Annotated in this window: 18 protein-coding genes; all 18 read left to right on the forward strand. The window is 44.1% G+C overall.

Features of this window, described 5'->3' with window-relative positions; all coding sequences use genetic code 11:
- The first annotated feature begins 13 nt into the window (after positions 1–13).
- On the forward strand, positions 14–1972 hold the full coding sequence (locus KP803_RS19565) for a heme lyase CcmF/NrfE family subunit (protein ID WP_248010529.1): 1959 nt from the start codon (positions 14–16) through the stop codon (positions 1970–1972).
- The gene (locus tag KP803_RS19570) at positions 1950–2501 is read left to right on the forward strand and encodes a DsbE family thiol:disulfide interchange protein (RefSeq protein WP_248010530.1); all 552 of its coding nucleotides are present in this window, start codon (positions 1950–1952) and stop codon (positions 2499–2501) included. Before KP803_RS19565 ends, KP803_RS19570 begins: the two co-directional genes overlap by 23 nt.
- An 11-nt stretch (positions 2502–2512) precedes the next feature.
- Positions 2513–2962: a heme lyase NrfEFG subunit NrfF gene (nrfF, locus tag KP803_RS19575; protein ID WP_248010531.1), complete on the forward strand. Its 450-nt coding sequence runs from the start codon at positions 2513–2515 to the stop codon at positions 2960–2962.
- Between the two features lie 92 nt (positions 2963–3054).
- The gene (locus KP803_RS19580; protein ID WP_248010532.1) at positions 3055–3531 is read left to right on the forward strand and encodes a DUF2919 domain-containing protein; all 477 of its coding nucleotides are present in this window, start codon (positions 3055–3057) and stop codon (positions 3529–3531) included.
- A gap of 93 nt (positions 3532–3624) precedes the next feature.
- Complete coding sequence (locus tag KP803_RS19585) at positions 3625–4527, forward strand: Dyp-type peroxidase (protein ID WP_248010533.1); 903 nt, start codon at positions 3625–3627, stop codon at positions 4525–4527.
- 163 nt (positions 4528–4690) lie between these two features.
- A complete protein-coding gene (locus tag KP803_RS19590; protein ID WP_248010534.1) occupies positions 4691–5824 on the forward strand; it encodes a flagellin in 1134 nt (377 codons plus the stop codon).
- Positions 5825–6131: 307 nt separating this feature from the next.
- Positions 6132–7265: a flagellin gene (locus KP803_RS19595; RefSeq protein ID WP_248010535.1), complete on the forward strand. Its 1134-nt coding sequence runs from the start codon at positions 6132–6134 to the stop codon at positions 7263–7265.
- A 393-nt stretch (positions 7266–7658) separates the two neighbouring features.
- Positions 7659–8789, forward strand: a complete 1131-nt coding sequence (locus KP803_RS19600; RefSeq protein WP_248010536.1) for a flagellin — start codon at positions 7659–7661, stop codon at positions 8787–8789.
- Positions 8790–8866: 77 nt separating this feature from the next.
- Positions 8867–9295, forward strand: a complete 429-nt coding sequence (flaG, locus tag KP803_RS19605) for a flagellar protein FlaG (protein WP_248010537.1) — start codon at positions 8867–8869, stop codon at positions 9293–9295.
- A gap of 23 nt (positions 9296–9318) precedes the next feature.
- Complete coding sequence (gene fliD / locus KP803_RS19610) at positions 9319–11301, forward strand: flagellar filament capping protein FliD (RefSeq protein ID WP_248010538.1); 1983 nt, start codon at positions 9319–9321, stop codon at positions 11299–11301.
- 45 nt (positions 11302–11346) lie between these two features.
- Positions 11347–11649 (forward strand): flagellar protein FliT, encoded by a 303-nt coding sequence (locus tag KP803_RS19615; protein WP_248010539.1) that lies wholly within the window; start codon positions 11347–11349, stop codon positions 11647–11649.
- Positions 11650–11661: 12 nt separating this feature from the next.
- Positions 11662–12072 (forward strand): flagellar export chaperone FliS, encoded by a 411-nt coding sequence (gene fliS / locus KP803_RS19620; RefSeq protein ID WP_248010540.1) that lies wholly within the window; start codon positions 11662–11664, stop codon positions 12070–12072.
- Between the two features lie 225 nt (positions 12073–12297).
- Entirely contained in the window at positions 12298–13770 is a 1473-nt protein-coding gene (locus tag KP803_RS19625; RefSeq protein ID WP_248010541.1) for a sigma-54 dependent transcriptional regulator, read from the forward strand.
- Between the two features lie 106 nt (positions 13771–13876).
- Positions 13877–14938 carry a sensor histidine kinase gene (locus tag KP803_RS19630; RefSeq protein ID WP_248010542.1) on the forward strand — a complete coding sequence of 354 codons (1062 nt, stop codon included), beginning with the start codon at positions 13877–13879 and terminating at the stop codon, positions 14936–14938.
- Positions 14939–14979: 41 nt separating this feature from the next.
- Positions 14980–16386 carry a sigma-54-dependent transcriptional regulator gene (locus KP803_RS19635; protein ID WP_248010543.1) on the forward strand — a complete coding sequence of 469 codons (1407 nt, stop codon included), beginning with the start codon at positions 14980–14982 and terminating at the stop codon, positions 16384–16386.
- 95 nt (positions 16387–16481) lie between these two features.
- Entirely contained in the window at positions 16482–16793 is a 312-nt protein-coding gene (fliE, locus tag KP803_RS19640; protein WP_248010544.1) for a flagellar hook-basal body complex protein FliE, read from the forward strand.
- A 33-nt stretch (positions 16794–16826) separates the two neighbouring features.
- Positions 16827–18572, forward strand: a complete 1746-nt coding sequence (fliF, locus tag KP803_RS19645) for a flagellar basal-body MS-ring/collar protein FliF (protein ID WP_248010545.1) — start codon at positions 16827–16829, stop codon at positions 18570–18572.
- Positions 18565–19617, forward strand: coding sequence for a flagellar motor switch protein FliG (fliG, locus tag KP803_RS19650; protein WP_248010546.1), 1053 nt, complete (start codon positions 18565–18567; stop codon positions 19615–19617). The genes fliF and fliG overlap by 8 nt, the downstream gene beginning before the upstream one ends.
- The last annotated feature ends 5 nt before the right edge of the window (positions 19618–19622 follow it).

Below are 19622 nucleotides of genomic sequence, written 5' to 3' on the forward strand. Positions count from 1 at the left end.
TATTTAGATTAGAATGATAGGAGAGTTTGGCTTTGCAACACTGCTTTTAGTTGCAGTATTAAGTTCAATCGTTGCACTCTATTATGTGGTGGAGCGTTGGTGGATTAAGCAGGAATCAGACAGTTTAATGCTGCCAGTAACACAACTTAATGCCTTACTCTCGTTATCAAGTCTACTTCTCTTAGGAGCAGCGTTTGCTACCGATTTATTCGGATTGGAGTACGTTGCTTCCCACTCTAACTCTCAGCTCCCCATCTTTTATAAAATCGCAGCGATTTGGGGGGGACATCAGGGGTCAATGCTCTTTTGGGTAACGACGCTCTGTTGCTGGGCTTGCGTTATTTCTTTCACTAAGAGAGTTAATACCGGCTATTTAAAAGACGTGTTATGGGTGATGAATTTACTCATTGCCGCGTTTAGTTGGTTTACGCTTTTCGCTTCCAATCCATTTCAGTCAGCCGCTAGTTTTATGCAAGAGGGGCGAGACCTTAACCCTATGTTGCAAGATATTGGGCTCATATTTCATCCTCCGCTTCTTTATCTTGGGTACATCGGCTACTCAACCGTGTTGGCTTTTGCCTGCGCGTCTATGATGCGTAAAGATATTGAGTTTGAGTGGTTAGTACTCAGTCGACATTACACCCTCGCATCGTGGGTATTTTTGACGGCGGGTATTGTTCTGGGTTCGTGGTGGGCGTATTACGAATTAGGTTGGGGTGGTTGGTGGTTTTGGGATCCAGTTGAAAATGCCTCTCTTCTTCCGTGGTTAACCGGAACGGCGCTACTGCATGCACACTTTGCGGCACAGCGTCATGGGATGTTTCATCGTTGGGCGCTAGGGTTAGCGGCAACGACATTCTGCTTTAGCATACTAGGCACCTTTATTGTTCGCTCTGGTGTTCTGACATCGGTGCATGCGTTTGCGGTCGATCCCAATAAAGGCATCGCGTTACTGGTGATATTAGCGCTTGCACTTATCGGTGCCCTAGGGCTTTTGGTGCTGCGGTTCGATGAAATCATAAGTAAGCCGATTAAAGCGCTACTTAGCCAGAGCTATTTACTACTTATCGCAATTGGACTGTTGATGGTTGCAACCTTTACGGTGTTCTTAGGAACCTTCTATCCAATGATCTATGAGCTCATTGGTCTTGGAAGTATCTCGGTAGGCGCCCCTTATTTTAATACGCTGATATTACCGATTGCATTTCTCTCTTTGATTGCGATGGGGTTTGCGCCTTTGCTAAAGTGGCATCAAGGTCATTATATCGAGCGGAATAGGCTAATTGCACTGGTTGGATTTTCTCTATTCAGTGGTACGGTGTGCTACTGGGCACTGCTTGCGCTTGTTCAATTTCCTCAAGTTGCAGCCGACGAACTGTTGGTCGATAAATTTAGTGTGTTGGCATGGGTAATTTGGGTTTTGGCTATGTGGGTGACGGTTAGCCACCTCTATAAGTTTGCCATGAGTCAGCTTCCAATTAGACGATTAGCGTCAGTGCTTGCCCATATTGGTATGGCGATATCGTGTGTTGGCGCTGTCATGAATAGTGAGCACTCACAAGAGATAGGAAGAAAGCTCTCTAATGAGACACAATTTACCTTCCAACAGTGGCAGGTTGTTTATCATGATACCCATTGGGTCATCGGCCCCAACTATACCGCTGAGCAAGCAGAAATTGAGTGTATTGATCAGCATGGTGCTTCCATTACGCTTTTACCGGAGCGCAGACACTACCCAGTACGTGTGATGAATATGAGTGAGCCAGCCATCAAGATATTCTGGCATGGTGACATTTATGTCACACTCGGTGAGAAACTAGATGTAAATAGCTACGCGGTTAAGATCCAGTACAAAGCATATATACGTTGGGTATGGTTTGGCACAATATTAATGATGTCAGGCTGCCTGCTAGGAATGTCTTCTTCAAGAAAAGTAATAAAGAGAGCTGATGAGCAAATCCAAATTACGTAATTTTATTATTCTGATTGTCGTTGTTATTGGGTTTGCCGCGATTTCAATGGTAGCAATAGTAAAGCAAGGTGAGACGAAAACCATTGAGAGCGAAGTTAGGCCTTTCCCTTCGTTTTCGACAATCGATTTGGGCCGTGATCTAAAGGCTACGTCCAATGATCAGGAGATGATAATCACTGAAGGTGTTTTGCAAAACAGAGGCTATCAGCTTGTTAATGTATGGGCTACTTGGTGTAGCGTGTGCCGTAGTGAACATGATGACTTGCTCTCGTTAAGCCAACAGGGCGTAACAATCGTTGGGTTAAACTATCGAGATGACAAACGAGCCGCGAAACAATACCTTAAAGAAAAGAGCAATCCATACAGTGAGGTGATCTTCGATCCGAACGGCAGGTTAGCTATCGATCTTGGGGTTGTTGGTACGCCTGAAACATACCTTGTTGATAATCGCGGTATGATTATTAAAAAACATGTTGGGCGCTTAACCGAGAAAGTATGGCAAAGTCATTTTCTAGAGTATTTCAACTAAGAGGGTAGCTGTTGTTTCATTTTATTCGTTTCGTCTTTTTTGTTTTTCTTCCTGTTAGCTTTGCTGTTGCCGATTCAGAGGTTTTTTCTGCGCCAACGAAAGAAGCTTCTGAGCTTGTTGAGTTGTTTGAATTTAACTCTCCTGAATTGCAAAATGTCGCGGTTAATCTCGCTAAATCATTACGTTGTCCCCAGTGTCAAAACCAAAACTTAGTGGAATCAAATTCTCCAATCGCTAAGGATCTACGCTACATCGTCTTCACTAAAATCAATCAAGGTCAAAGTGAGCAACAGGTCATTGATTTTATGACCCAGCGCTATGGTGACTTTGTCTTATATAATCCGCCTAAATCGCTTAAAAATATCATTCTATGGGGTGCACCTATTGGGTTACTGATGATATTTTGCGTTTATTCTTACCGTTCAGTGAAAAGAAATGAAGGGCAGATGAGGGATGAATAATCCCTTCATTCGCACGCATGATTTTTTGCTAAATTTTGTAAATAGAGCATCACATGCGTGGATATTTACGGTAAAGTGAGCGCCATTAATATATGGCTATAAGATACCTTGTGCGCTACTCAGTCGAGCAACATGACAAAAACGGATTTTTGAAAGCTCCAATCTGGCTCTGGCTAGGCTGGATCTTATTAGCGAAAGCATGGTTAGTCTTTATTGGAGCTGGTGCCAGTCGTGAGAGTGGGGCTAAGATACTTAGTATTGTCTACCCCGATCAAACCACACTCTATGTAGGCTTAATCATGGGCTTACCAAGCATTATCTTTATGTGGTTAATCGGGTTAAGAAATGTAGAACGACACTGGATAAATACGATAGTCAGTTGGGGGCGTAATATTACCCTTGCCACGGTCTGCGCTCAATTAGCGCTTACCTTGTATCATGTACACCTTGAACATGGGGCGTTCAACTGGGCAAATGGCGTAGTCTTGATGCTACTGCTATGGTTTGCTATCTACCTGATTAAAAGTCGCAGTGTACGAGATAGCCTTCGTATCCCTACATTACATTAAACGATTTTAGAAATAAACGATATTACGGTCTTATACAGGTGCTCGTCTCTGTCTATAAGGCATTAAGAATTTGAAAATTAAGAGGACAAGTTGATGTCACAACCACAAAGTGCAATTTTGCCGGAAGCTGGCCCGTTTGCGCAGTACACCTTGCTAAAAATTAAGAAGAATTCAGCACAAGTACTTAACCACCTAAAAGCGTTTCCTGAAATGGTAAGCGGTGTGAATGAGACTCAACCAGGTGCTGAACTAACGGTATCATTAGCGTTTACTCAGTCTTTTTGGTCGCAGCTGAACCAGAAAACACCAGATGAGCTCATTGATTTTCCAGTTTTAGGCAGCGGTGATATTACAGCGCCAAGCAGTGATGTGGACGTATTGATTCACTGTCACTCTAATCGCCACGATCTTCATTTCTATGTGTTAAGAAAACTGTTGGCTAATATCTCTGATGACGTTGAAGTGATCGACGAAACCAATGGCTACCGCTATTTAGATTCTCGTGACATGACAGATTTCGTTGATGGTACAGAGAACCCGAAAGATGCGGTTCGTAATGAAGTGGCAATTATCCCTGAAGGCAATTTTGCAGGTGGTAGTTACGTGATGGTTCAGCGTTTTATCCATGATCTTCCAGCTTGGCACCGTTTGAGTGTTGCAGCGCAAGAGAAAGTGATTGGTCGTACTAAGCCTGATTCTATTGAACTTGATGATGTACCTGCTGCGTCTCACGTTGGCCGAGTAGACATTAAAGAAGAAGGCAAAGCGGTTAAGATTGTTCGTCACAGCCTACCTTACGGTAGCGCGAGTGGAGAGCATGGTTTGTTATTCATCGCTTACTGTAATCGCATCCACAATTTCAAAGTAATGTTGGAAAGTATGTATGGCGAAACAGATGGCAAAACAGATCAGATGCTTCGTTTCACTAAAGCGGTAACGGGTGCGTACTTCTTTGCACCTTCAAATGAAATGCTACAAACGTTAGAGTTAAAGTAAGCATTTATTCGCTCCACTTAAGTAAATGAAAAAACGAGCCTTGTGCTCGTTTTTTTTGCTAAAGATTCCGGGAAATGTACCGATAAAATAACGAGCACAGATTTTTCGTGACGAAGTTGAATGAGACTGTACACATCGATACGTCTTTAGATTAGAGGGCAATATGGCAATAACCGTTAATACCAATGTTTCAGCACTGACAGCGCAGCGCCATTTGAGCAATGCCACGAATATGTTGAATCAATCTCTGGAGCGTTTGGCTTCGGGGAGTCGTATTAATAGTGCTAAAGATGATGCTGCAGGTTTGCAAATTTCGAATCGCCTTGAATCACAGATGCGCGGTTTGGATGTCGCTGTTAGAAACGCCAATGATGGGATATCGATCATGCAGACAGCCGAAGGGGCGATGCAAGAGTCGACTAACCTTCTTCAACGAATGCGCGACCTTTCATTGCAATCGGCCAATGGCTCGAACAGCAAATCTGAAAGAATCGCCTTACAAGAAGAAATGAGCGCTTTGAATGCCGAATTAAATAGGATCGCTGAAACCACCTCTTTCGGTGGTCGAAAACTGCTCAACGGTTCGTTTGGAGAATCCTCTTTTCAAATCGGTGCAAGTTCAGGAGAAGCCGTTCAAGTCTCATTAAACTCGATGCGTTCCGACGATTTGGGTATGGGGGGCTTTAGTTATATAGCGGCAGGCAAGGCCGACTCAAATTGGCAAGTGAGCCAAGGCGCTTCAACGCTAACGATGCAGTACACCGATGCGGTGGGTGAGCAGCAGAGCATTCAGATTGATGCTAAAGTTGGCGATGATATTGAACAGCTTGCGACTTACATTAACGGCCAGACCGATCAGGTTTCCGCTTCAGTCAATGAAGAAGGTCAGCTGCAGATTTATATGTCTGGTAAAGAGACATCAGGCACCATCGCCTTTTCTGGCGACCTTGCGTCAGAACTTCAACTTTCACTCACAGGCTATGAAGCGGTTGATAATGTTGATATCAGTAACGTTGGTGGTGCACAAAGGGCGGTGTCGATCATTGATACCGCACTCGAATATGTAGATAGCCATCGAGCGGAGCTAGGCGCAATGCAAAATCGCTTTAGTCATGCTATCAATAACCTTGATAACGTACATGAGAATTTAGCAGCGTCGAATAGTCGTATCAAAGATACCGATTATGCGAAAGAAACCACCCAAATGGTTAAGCAGCAAATTCTACAACAGGTCAGTACTTCTATTCTTGCTCAAGCAAAGCAACAACCTAATCTAGCGTTAACACTATTAGGCTAACCAGCTACGCCGACAACTTTCCTCCCCCCTTTTTGTTTGCTTTCCTTCTATAACAGTACGTCCCTTCACAATAAGCGAGAAACTATCGGCAGAGATGGTTAATCCTTTAGCAAAAGTTGCCCGAATGATTGTTTTTTGAACGATATATCACGACTTTTACCTGAAAAGCATTTTTTTTATAAAAAACGTAAAAAAATTCTCAAGGTTTGGAAAACGGTGCCGTTAATTTAAGTAACTTAAAAAGAACACCTTGGTTTTTCGAGACGTCGAAAACCGGTACATCGGAAAATCAATTGGAGAAATTATTATGGCAGTGAATGTAAATACCAACGTATCAGCAATGACAGCTCAACGTTACCTAAACAGCGCGAACAATGCTCAGCAAACTTCAATGGAGCGTCTATCGTCTGGCTTTAAAATCAACAGCGCTAAAGACGATGCCGCAGGCCTTCAAATCTCTAACCGTTTGAACGTTCAAAGCCGTGGTCTAGATGTTGCGGTACGTAACGCTAACGATGGTATTTCAATTGCTCAAACTGCTGAAGGCGCAATGAATGAAACCACTAACATTCTACAGCGTATGCGTGACTTATCTCTTCAATCAGCTAACGGTTCTAACTCAAAATCAGAGCGAGTAGCAATTCAAGAAGAAGTAAGCGCACTAAACAACGAATTAAACCGTATTGCTGAAACCACGTCATTTGGTGGTAACAAACTACTCAACGGCACGTTTGACACTAAGTCTTTCCAAATCGGTGCAGATAACGGTGAAGCAGTAATGCTGTCGTTAAACAACATGCGTAGCGATAATGCTGGCATGGGTGGCACAAGCTACCAAACAGCTAACGGTCAAGATAAAGACTGGGCAGTTCAAGCGGGTGGTAGTGACTTGACGATGACGTTTAAAGATAACTTTGGTCAAGATCAAGCTCTCACTATCAACGCGAAAGAAGGCGATGATATCGAGCAACTAGCGACTTACATCAATGGTCAACAAGACTTCATCAAAGCGTCAGTAAATGAGGACGGCCAGCTACAAATGCTAGCGGGTGCGAACAAAGTAACGGGTGACGTGGCATTTGGTGGCGCTCTTTCTGGTGAACTTGGTTTCCAACCGGGTCAAGCAGTCACAGTTAATGACATTGATGTTACTTCTGTAGGTGGTGCACAAGAGTCAGTCGCAATCATCGATACTGCGCTGAACTTTGTAGATAGTCATCGTGCTGAGTTGGGTGCGTTCCAGAACCGTTTTGACCACGCAATCAGTAACTTAGATAACATCAACGAGAACGTTAACGCGTCTAAGAGCCGAATCAAAGATACAGACTTCGCCAAAGAAACAACAGCACTAACCAAATCTCAAATTCTTTCGCAAGCGTCAAGCTCAATTCTTGCACAAGCGAAACAAGCGCCAAACTCAGCGCTAAGCCTATTAGGTTAATTTGAATTTATAGTAAGCTCGCTTACAGCACTAAATTCTCAAAGTAGCTCTCCATTGAGTGAACCAAAATCCAGCTTCGGCTGGATTTTTTTGTTTTTTACTAAAGTGAACTAAAGGTGTTTTGGGGGATGAAATGGCCCTATCACAAATATTGGTGCTGAAGGTGCCAAAATTAATTCAAATTCTCTCCGATACAAATTTATTTAAATTTCAATAAGTTTCATACTTTCTCATTAAAAGTTATAGATCGTACAAAATTAAATCTAAAAAAAATCAATTTAATCCTAAAGCTTATTTGCTCTTCGCCGTTACAGGACTGAGAGAAATGAGATGCGTCAAAGTGAGGTGAGAGACACGACGGCGCATCACCCTTAATGCCGAAGGAGATCAAACATGGCAATTAACGTAAACACTAATGTGTCGGCGATGACCGCACAGCGGTACCTTAATGGTGCCTCTGACGGGATGCAAAAGTCGATGGAACGCCTATCGTCAGGGTATAAAATAAACAGTGCTCGAGATGATGCGGCCGGCCTTCAAATATCTAACCGTTTAACATCGCAAAGTCGTGGCTTAGACATGGCGGTTAAAAACGCGAATGATGGTATTTCTATTGCTCAGACAGCGGAAGGGGCAATGAATGAAACAACCAATATTCTTCAACGAATGCGTGATCTATCCCTTCAATCTGCCAATGGTTCGAACTCTCGTTCTGAGCGTGTTGCGATTCAAGAGGAAGTCTCTGCGCTCAATAACGAGTTAAATCGTATTGCAGAAACAACCTCGTTTGGTGGTAACAAACTACTGAACGGTTCATTTGGTAATCAGTCATTTCAAATCGGTGCCAGCTCAGGTGAAGCAGTTATGCTTTCTATGGGCAATATGCGTTCTGATACCATGGACATGGGTGGCAAAAATTACGTTGCAACGACTGGGCAAGCGCCTGACTGGAAGGTAGATGCCGCAACGGATCTAACACTGGACTATAATGATCAAAACGGCGTTGCAAAATCGCTTACTATCAACGCGAAACAGGGTGATGATATTGAGCAGTTAGCGACGTATATTAATGGTCAAAGCCCAGACGTTAAAGCGTCGGTTGGAGAAGAAGGTAAACTTCAATTGTTTGCATCCACCCAGAAAGTTTCGGGTGATGTGACTATTGGTGGTGGTTTAGGCGGTGAAATTGGCTTTGGAGCAGGGGCTGATGTCACTGTTGCTGACGTGGATGTGACAACGGTTGCCGGTTCACAATTAGGCGTATCGGTCATTGATGGCGCGTTAAAAGCGGTAGACAGTCAACGTGCATCATTGGGTGCATTCCAAAACCGTTTTGGACACGCAATTAGTAACTTGGATAATATCAATGAGAATGTGAATTCATCTCGAAGTCGTATCCTCGATACCGATTACGCGAAAGAAACAACGCAAATGGCGAAATCGCAAATACTTCAACAAGCGAGTACGTCAGTGCTAGCTCAGGCGAAGCAGTCACCATCTGCAGCTCTTAGCTTGTTAGGTTGATCGGTAGGTTTCGTCAGGAGCTTATTGGGAAAGGTAACGTTATGGTTACCAACCTATAAGGTGGAAGGGAGATTGTTATGGAAATACCATCCAATGCATCGAACATCCAGCCTTACGGCTCAAATGGTGGCATTAAACTTGCTTCAGAAAACAATGGTGCCCCAAGCGTTTCCTCCCGAAAGGAGAGTAACAGAGCGTCAGAAATTAATCAGAGGCATGTTCAATCTGTTGAAGCAACGATCGAGCTGGTAAAACAGCGAGAAAAGCTTAACCAGCAAGAACGTGAAATGATAGTCGAGCAGATGAACGATTTTATCTCTTCGATTAATACTGGTTTATCCTTCCGAGTTGATGAACAATCAGGAAGGGACGTTGTTACCATCTATGAGGCCAGTACTGGTGATATTATTCGTCAGATACCGGAAGAGGAGATGTTAGAGGTATTACGACGCCTTCGAGATCAAGCAGCCCGCTACTCATCGGGGCTAGTTATTGACAAGGTATAATCGTGTTTTTTTGAGGTGATTTAATGAGTTTAGGCCCTATGGGGATGAATACTGGCATGGATATCAATTCCATGGTCAGCAAAATTGTCGATGCGGAGCGTGTACCCAAACAGCAACGTATCGATAATGAGCGGGCCAATATTGATGCTAGTATCAGTGCCTACGGTCGACTCAAAGAGTCGCTGGATACGATGAAAAATCTCATGGCAAGCTTTCGTCAAGAGAAAGCGTTTGCAGCACGAACGGTCGGCACAACTAATGAAAGTGTCGTCGCTGCAACCGCAAATACGGAAGCCATGGCTGGGAGATATGCTGTCGATGTGTTGCAGCTTGCACAGAGTCACAAAATTGCGTCTGATGTTCTCTCACCAGACGACAAATTTGGCCCTGGTAGGCTGCAGATCCAATTAGGTCGAGATGAATTTACCATCGATGTAAACGAAAACTCGCGCCTAGTTGATGTCGTTAGAGAAATTAATAACAACAAGAGTAACCCAGGTGTTAGAGCTTCGGTTATTAATGATGTCGAAGGGCCTAGGCTCATCATGGCATCAAATCTATCAGGGCAAGAGAACGCAATTAAAGTCTCTGCAGACGCCGCACTACATGATCCGCTTAATAAGCTTGAATACAAAACACTAGAAGAGCGAGTCAAAGACTTAGAAAAAGCCCGTTCTGCTGCGCAACAACTTATCAGTCCTTTATCCCCCATTGAACAAAAGCTTGCAGACAAGGTCGCTGAGACAATTAGTAACGCTGCAAAAGGGGTTGATGAAGAGCTTGCCGAAGAGGCCTCGGAAGCGGCATTAGCCGCTGACCCATCAGCAGATAAAGCGGGTAATGAGTTATCAAAAGATGGTATTACCGCCGCCGCTGATGCAACAAAATATCAAAAACCTCAAGATAGAATCCCTGGCTGGACAGAAACGGCGTCAGGAACACTGCTAGACTCATACTATGAACCTGAACCTGAACTTGATGCAAAAGCATTAGAAAAAGCGCCAGATGTTCCTGGGTGGAATAACAGTGCGTCAGGAACATTAACGGATTCATACGTCACGCCTAAAGAAGCGAAGCAAGCCTTAGAGCGTAAACTTGCTGACGAAAAGGCCGCGATTGAACGCGCTGTAGCTTCAGGTGAAATGACGCCAGAACGAGCCAAGCAGCTTGAGCGAGCGAAACTCACACCAGAAGAACGTGCTTACTTAGAGCGTGTTGATAAAGCGGATGCCGATCTTCTGTCGGCTCAGAAAGCGTTTGATACTTATGTTGGTATGACTCAGGTTCAAGCCGCCCAAGACTCTAAAGTGATGCTTGATGGTGTCGCTCAATTGTCTAGCCATAATAACGTAATTGAAAATGCCATTGAAGGTGTTGATTTAACGGTTAAAGGTAAATCAGAAGTAGGAAAAGCGCCTGCCGAAATTGATATTGAATACGATAGGCAAGGTGTTCGAGAAGATATTGAGCAATTTGTTGCAGCTTATAATCAATTTTATCAAACCAGCAAAGAGTTAGGCGGCGTTGATCCAAGAACTGGACAGGGTGGGCCTTTAGCCGGCGACAGTATTGTTCGAAGTGCAGACTCACGATTAAAGTCGGTGTTTTCATCCAGTATTGAACCTGCTCCGGATGAACTCAAAACGTTGACAGAGTTTGGTATCACGACCACCAGGCAAGGTACATTAGAAATCAACTACAATATGCTTGACCGTCAGCTCAACAATAATTTCACTAAGCTAGGTGATTTTTTTGGTGGCAACCAAGGTTTTGCAAAAAAAGTTGAAGATGCGATCAATAGCATGACCAATGCTACTGGATCGATTAGAACCAGAGAGCAGAGTCTTGTGGAGAGTAATTACCGCTTGAATGATGATCAGGTGGCACTTGATCGCCGTATGGATGGTTTAGAGAAGCGAACACACTCGAAATTTGCCAGCATGCAAGACTCAACTAGCAAGATGCAGTATCAATTAGCGGGTATGATGAATGCCCTTGGTCGATAAACCTTGATAATGTTTTCGCCTGTAAGGGCGGAACAATAAGAAACTATGGTTAAAACAGCAGATATTCGTGATATCGATCACCAAATTACCGCAATTTTACAGAAAGATGACTTTGATGCTGAAGAAATCGCTGGGCTGGTCGATAAAAGGGAACAGATATTGCAAAATATCTTAAACTATATAAAAGAAAATCCGAGTTTTGCGGAGTCAGATGATTGGCTCTCCTTAGTTGAACAGACGAAGAATATCGTACTACTCTTGCAGTCAGAGACGACGAAAGTCGGTAGCGCGCTTAAGAAATACCGTTACGGTAATAAGTCAGTTCAACAATACAAGAAGTTTTTATAGAAGAGGAAAGCTATGCGTGGTTCATTACAGGCATACAAAAAAGTATCAGTAGACAGTCAGTTGAGTGCAGCGTCACCACATAAGATTGTTCAAATGCTTATGGCGGGTGCCATCGAGCGACTGATCCAAGGTAAAGCCGCGATGCAGCAAGGAAACATCCCAGTAAAAGGGGAGCGTTTAGGCAAAGCGTTAGACATCATTATTAGTCTAAGAAGCTGCTTATCGATGAGCGATGGTGGGGATGTAGCAAAAAATTTGGACCAGTTGTATGAATTTATGATCACTCAGATCTCTACAGCAAATCACCAAAACGACCCTCAGCCGATCGATGATGTTATCGACATTATCCGTGAAATTAAGTCAGCCTGGGATCAAATTCCGGCTGAATATCATAATTTAACAGCCTCTGACGTTGGCATGTAATTACTAATTAAAAGATGACATTAAGCTCACAACGAGCAATTGCATTGTTGCCTTATTTTTTTAATCAAATAAAATAGAAGCCACTTACAGTATTGTAGTGGCTTTTTTGTTGCTGATTCATATAAATTGTCTATCGTTATAGTAGTGCTTATAAGATAAGCGCCCCGTTTCCAGACTAGTAGACTTAGCCACTAACATATCAAATGAAGGCAATCATTCTCACCTATGCATGGTTTAGCAAAAATACTTGTGATTGAAGATGACGCGCAAGTGCGAATCAATCTGAGTAATATCTTAGAATTCGTTGGAGAACAGTGTGAAGTTGTGACTTCTGATCAAATTGATGAGCTCGATTGGTCAAAGTTTTCTGCAGGATGCATCATCGGTTCTATACAAGGACAAGTACTGCCTTCGAGCTTGACTCATAAGCTCTCAACCGATCACCACATTCCACTCTTAATAGCGGGCAAACAGTCATACTCCGTTGATGACTACCCTCAATATATCGGAGAGTTAGAGTTCCCTCTTAACTATCCTCAACTTAGTGAAGCGCTTAGACATTGTAAAGACTTTCTAGGGCGTAAGGGCGTTCAAGTTTCAGCGGCTTCTCGTAAAAACACCTTATTTCGAAGTCTAGTCGGCCAAAGTCTAGGCATGCAGGAAGTGAGACACCTGATAGAACAGGTGTCTGACACAGAAGCGAATGTACTCATTCTAGGGGAGTCAGGAACGGGTAAAGAAGTCGTCGCACGTAATATCCATTACCACTCAACACGCCGTAATGGACCATTTGTGCCAATTAACTGTGGTGCTATTCCGCCAGATTTACTTGAGAGTGAGTTGTTTGGTCATGAAAAAGGCGCATTCACAGGGGCCATTACGTCGAGAAAAGGGCGTTTTGAGCTTGCAGAAGGTGGCACGCTGTTTCTTGACGAAATTGGTGATATGCCAATGCCAATGCAAGTTAAACTGCTGCGTGTACTTCAAGAACGAAGCTTCGAGCGTGTTGGTGGTAATACGACTATTAAAGTCAATGTGCGCATCGTCGCGGCGACCCACCGTCATCTTGAAGAGATGATAGGGGCAGAGTCGTTTCGTGAAGATCTGTACTACCGTTTGAATGTATTTCCAATTGAAATGCCTGCCCTGAAAGAGCGTAAGGATGACATTCCTCTGCTAATTCAAGAGTTGATGACCCGAATGGAAGCAGAAGGCGGTCAACCAATCTGTTTTACTCCAAGAGCCATTAATTCACTAATGGAACACGATTGGGCGGGTAACGTTCGTGAGCTTGCCAATTTGATTGAGCGAATGATTATCCTCTATCCAAATAGTTTGGTGGATGTGAATCATCTTCCTACTAAATATCGTTACAGTGATATTCCAGAGTTCCAACCTGAACAATCAAGCTTTGCTTCAATTGAAGAGCAAGAGCGTGATGTACTTGCGGATATTTTCTCGGAAGACTTTAGCCTAGATAGTGTTGATGCGTTCCAAGATCACAGCCATGATCACGCTCCTCAATCTCTTCCACCAGAGGGGCTAAACCTCAAGGAGCTATTGGCAGAACTAGAGGTCAATATGATCAACCAAGCGCTTGATGCTCAAAGTGGTGTCGTCGCAAGAGCGGCGGATATGCTTGGCATGAGACGCACGACTTTGGTCGAGAAAATGCGTAAGTACAATTTGCAACGGTAGTGTGTCAATAACTTGTCGTCTTGATAAAGTGCTGATAAATAAAAGAAATAGTCTGGCTTGTTAATTGCATGTCAGGCTATTGTAGTTTAATTGGCAGAAAGTCGACATGCAAACATCAGAGTCTACCGAACATCAGTCCCACTTAGGAACACTTGAAGACCAAGTTGAGCGCTATAAGCAGGTGCTGGACGTTATGCCTGCGGGTGTCATCTTACTTGATACCCAAGGCGTGGTGCGAGAGGCGAATCCAGAAGCGCAAAAGCTACTTGAGATACCATTGATTGGCGAAAAGTGGTTCAGCGTAATTCAAATGGCGTTCGCCCCACGGGAAGATGATGGTCATGAGATATCTTTGCGTAATGGGCGTAAGGTCAGGCTAGCAATATCTGCGTCTCATACGGGGCAACTTATTTTGATCACCGATTTGACTGAAACACGTTTGCTTCAGTCACGTATCGGTGACCTGCAGCGTCTGTCATCACTGGGTAAAATGGTGGCTTCATTGGCTCACCAAGTTCGTACGCCACTTTCTAGCGCAATGCTCTATGCGTCTAACCTTGGCGCTCCTAACCTTCCAACTGCAACCAAAGATCGCTTCCAATCAAAGTTGATGGATAGATTGCACGACTTAGAGAAGCAAGTGAACGACATGCTTTTGTTCGCGAAAGGTGGCGACAACAAAGTGGTTAAGCCATTTACTGTTGAAGAGTTGGTAGCCGAGTTCAACCCCATGGTTGAGACTGCACTAAAACATAATCAGATTGATTATCATCTAGAAGTGGAACAAGAACAAACAGCAATGCTAGGCAACGCCAATGCGATTGCGTCTGCGTTAAGTAACTTGGTGTTAAATGCGATTCAGATTAGCGGCAAAAACGCGCAGGTTGATGTCTTTTTCCGACCTGTAAAAGATATGTTGAAAATTTCGGTTCAAGACAGTGGCCCGGGTGTACCCAAAGAACTACAAAGCAAAATTATGGAACCATTTTTCACAACACGCTCCCAAGGTACTGGCCTTGGCCTCGCGGTCGTACAAATGGTTTGTCGTGCTCATGATGGAAATTTAGAGCTAATATCAGAACAGGGTGACGGCGCATGTTTTACCATGTGCTTACCACTACAACAAGACGCCTCGAAGACTCAGGAAGGGGAATCTCATGCCAATTAAACTGGTTCTGATGCTTAAGCAAGAATTAACGGAGAATAACGATGGCACAAAGTAAAGTCTTGATCGTAGAAGACGATGAAGGTCTACGCGAAGCATTGGTCGATACATTGGCATTAGCAGGCTACGAATGGCTTGAAGCCGATAGTGCAGAAGATGCTCTGGTTAAACTCAAATCTAATTCCATCGATATCGTTGTTTCTGATGTCCAAATGGCGGGCATGGGCGGCTTAGCGCTACTACGTAATATCAAGCAGCACTGGCCTAATCTTCCTGTGTTACTGATGACCGCATACGCCAATATTGAAGACGCCGTTTCAGCAATGAAAGATGGCGCAATTGATTACATGGCAAAACCGTTTGCACCCGAAGTACTGCTTAACATGGTGAGTCGTTATGCGCCGGTCAAATCGGATGACAATGGTGATGCAATTGTTGCGGATGAGAAAAGTTTAAAGCTTCTCGCGTTGGCCGATAAAGTGGCGAAAACTGATGCGAATGTCATGGTTCTAGGGCCAAGTGGTTCGGGTAAAGAAGTGATGTCGCTTTATATTCATAACGCATCGACTCGCAAAGAGGGCCCATTTGTCGCAATCAACTGTGCTGCAATTCCCGATAACATGTTGGAAGCGACACTTTTTGGTTATGAAAAGGGAGCCTTTACCGGAGCGGTTCAAGCGTGTCCTGGCAAATTTGAACAAGCTCAAGGCGGAACCATACTGCTTGATGAAATCAGTGAGATGGATCTTAACTTACAGGCCAAATTACTGCGTGTGATTCAAGAGCGAGAAGTTGAACGATTAGGTAGTAGAAAGAGCATACAGCTGGATGTTCGAGTGTTAGCGACCAGTAACCGAGATCTTAAACAGTATGTCCAAGAGGGCAACTTTCGTGAAGACCTTTATTATCGCTTAAACGTTTTTCCTATTACTTGGCCGGCATTACGAGAGAGAACGGGTGACATTCAGCCGTTAGCACAACACTTAGTCGAACGTCACTGCAAAAAGCTTGGTATCCCTGTTCCTCAGTTCAACAACGAAGCCATCAATAAACTACTGAGTTATGCCTGGCCTGGTAATGTTCGCGAACTCGACAATGTCGTTCAGCGCGCATTGATTCTTAGCGATAACCAAAATATTACCGGTGAGCATATATTACTTGAGGGTATTGATTGGCAAGATGCTAGTGGACTACAGCAAGCCGTAGAGAGCGGTGCAGCGATACCGACGGTAAAACCGGTGGCTCAAGTGGATTCACCGCTTGTTAGCTCTCCTGCTTCATCAGGGCTAGGTGGTGAGCTTCGTGACCAAGAGTACAGCATAATTTTGGATACGCTCGTTGAATGCAATGGCCGTCGAAAAGAGATGGCTGAAAAGCTAGGAATTAGCCCAAGAACATTACGATACAAGCTCGCCAAGATGCGCGATGCTGGGATAGATGTTCCAGGCTAAAAATGAGATAACGAGTACACTGAAATCATGGCATATTAATTGCTGCTTTCAGGTTATAGAGAACATAAGTCAAAGAATTGGCATTTGAGGTTGTTATGAGAGTTGATGGTCTAATAGGCGAAATGCAAGCTTTGAAGCTTGAAGCCACAAACACAAAACCAGCTGCAACAGGCCAAAGTGTTGGTGCAGATTTTGGTGATATGTTGACCAAGGCAATCAATAACGTTAATGGACTACAAAAAGCCTCAGGCAACCTTCAGATGCGTTTCGACCGTGGTGATGAAGATGTCTCATTATCTGACGTTATGATTGCCAGAAACAAATCGAGTGTGGCGTTCGAAGCGACGATTCAAGTACGTAATAAGCTAGTTGAATCGTACAAAGAACTTATGAATATGCCAGTGTAATTTAAGTAGTATAATAATTTCAGGTAGTTAAACGTGGCCGACGATAACCAAAATACAGACTTAGCGCTAACGGACTCAGCAGACAGTCATTCGATGGTCGCCAGCTCCGATCTAGATATGCAAGAGCAAAACCCTGATCTAGATGAAAAAAGCTCTTCCAAATTTGACATGGCTATTGGCGATTTAGATCTTCTTCGTCAGGTGGTTCTAGTTTTATCGATCTCCATCTGCGTTGCGCTCATTGTGATGCTATTCTTTTGGGTGAAAGAGCCTGAGATGCGCCCATTAGGTGCTTACGAAACCGACGAACTCATTCCTATTCTTGATCACCTCGATCAGCAAAAACAGACGTACACTCTTGATGGCAACACCATATTGGTGCCCGTTTCTGAGTACAATAATCTTAAGCTAAACCTTTCACGAGCTGGTCTTAATCAGGCGCGAAACCCTGGGGACGAAATCTTGTTGCAAGATATGGGGTTTGGCGTGTCTCAGCGTCTTGAGTTGGAACGACTAAAATTAAGCCGCGAGCGTCAACTCTCCAAAACAATGGAAGAGATGAACCAAGTTCGTCGAGCAAGAGTATTATTGGCGTTGCCTAAGCAGAGTGTTTTTGTTCGTCATAATCAAGAAGCGTCCGCGTCGGTTTTTCTTACCCTGAGAACGGGCACAAGTTTACGACAAACCGAAGTTGATTCTATCGTTGATATGGTCGCAAGCGCAGTACCGGGTATGAAACCGACGCGCGTTACTGTCACTGATCAGCATGGCAGACTGTTGAGTTCAGGCTCCCAAGATCCTGCCTCTTCTGCTCGCCGTAAAGAGCATGAGTTAGAGCGCAAGCAAGAACAAGCAATGCGTGAGAAAATTGACTCGGTTCTTATCCCTATTTTGGGTTTTGGTAACTATACCGCCCAAGTGGATATTGAACTCGACTTTAGCGCGATTGAACAGACTCGCAAACAGTTTGATCCGAATACACCAGCAACTCGCAGTGAATATACTCTGGAAGATTATAACAATGGCAATGTGGTGGCGGGTGTCCCTGGGGCACTAAGCAACCAGCCTCCGGCCGATGCTTCCATTCCTCAAGATGTGGCTCAAATGAAAGACGGTTCGGTGTTAGGCCAAGGTTCGGTGCACAGAGAAGCAACCCGTAATTTTGAATTAGATACCACTATCAGCCATGAGCGACGTCAAGCTGGAATTATTAATCGCCAAACGGTCGCCGTTGCAATCAAAAATCGCTCTTCTGTCAATCCAGATACGGGTGAAACAACTTACACAACACTCAGTGAAAGTGACCTCAACTCTATCCGCCAAGTACTTATAGGCGCAGTCGGCTTTAATGAGGGACGTGGGGATTTACTTAACGTCTTAAGTATGAACTTTGCAGTCCCTGAAGTTGAGAGTGTTGCAGATGTGCCAATTTGGGAGCACCCGAACTTTAACGATTGGATTCGTTGGTTTGCGAGTGCCCTTGTTATTGTTGTCGTTATTTTAGTTCTTGTACGCCCTGCAATGAAGAAACTGCTCAACCCTACTGAAGATGACGACGAAGGATTATACGGCCCAGATGGCATGCCTATCGGGGCGGATGGAGAGACCAGCCTGATAGGTGGTGATATTGAAGGTGGAGAGCTGTTTGAATTTGGTTCAAGTATCGATTTACCTAACCTCCATAAAGATGAAGATGTACTCAAAGCTGTTCGTGCATTAGTGGCTAATGAACCTGAGCTTGCCGCTCAAGTTGTGAAGAATTGGATGGAAGATGCCTAACGATATTGTTCCTCAAGAAGAGGGAGCCGGCGAAGATCAAACCGTCGACGTTTCAACGATTAGCGGTGATGAGAAAGCGGCTATACTTCTACTTAGCCTTAATGAAGATGATGCCGCTGGTATTATCCGTCACCTCGAACCCAAACAGGTGCAACGTGTTGGTAGTGCTATGGCGCAAGCAGCAGACTTGAGTCAAGAGAAAGTAGGCGCTGTCCACCGTGCATTTTTGGAAGATATTCAGAAATACACCAATATCGGTATGGGCAGTGAAGACTTCATGCGGAATGCACTGGTTGCTGCATTGGGTGAAGACAAAGCCAATAACCTAGTGGATCAAATTTTACTTGGTACGGGGTCTAAAGGCCTAGACTCGTTGAAGTGGATGGACCCTCGCCAGGTTGCGAGCATCATCATTAACGAGCACCCGCAAATTCAAACCATTGTTTTATCGTACTTAGAAGCGGATCAGTCCGCAGAAATTCTTTCCCAGTTTGCTGAGCGTGATCGTCTAGACCTTATGATGCGAATCGCTAACCTCGAAGAAGTTCAACCATCAGCTCTGGCTGAATTGAACGAAATCATGGAGAAACAGTTCGCAGGTCAAGCGGGCGCACAAGCAGCCAAAATTGGTGGCCTAAAAGCAGCTGCTGAAATCATGAACTTCATGGATACCAATGTAGAAGGTATCTTGATGGATCAAATTCGTGATCAAGATGAAGATATGGCAACACAAATCCAAGACTTGATGTTCGTCTTTGAAAACTTGATTGAAGTGGATGATCAAGGTATTCAAAAACTGCTGCGTGATGTTCCTCAAGACGTTCTGCAGAAGTCGCTTAAAGGTGCCGATGATGGCCTACGCGATAAGATATTCAAGAACATGTCGAAACGTGCTGCTGAGATGATGAAAGATGATCTAGAAGCGATGGCTCCTGTGAAAGTATCCGACGTAGAAGCAGCTCAGAAAGAGATCTTGGCTATTGCTCGTCGTATGGCAGACAACGGTGAGATCATGCTTTCTGGTGGTGCTGACGAGTTCTTATAACCCGT

The organism is Vibrio amylolyticus, assembly GCF_023145695.1.
In the GTDB taxonomy this organism is placed as follows: Bacteria; Pseudomonadota; Gammaproteobacteria; order Enterobacterales; family Vibrionaceae; genus Vibrio; species Vibrio amylolyticus.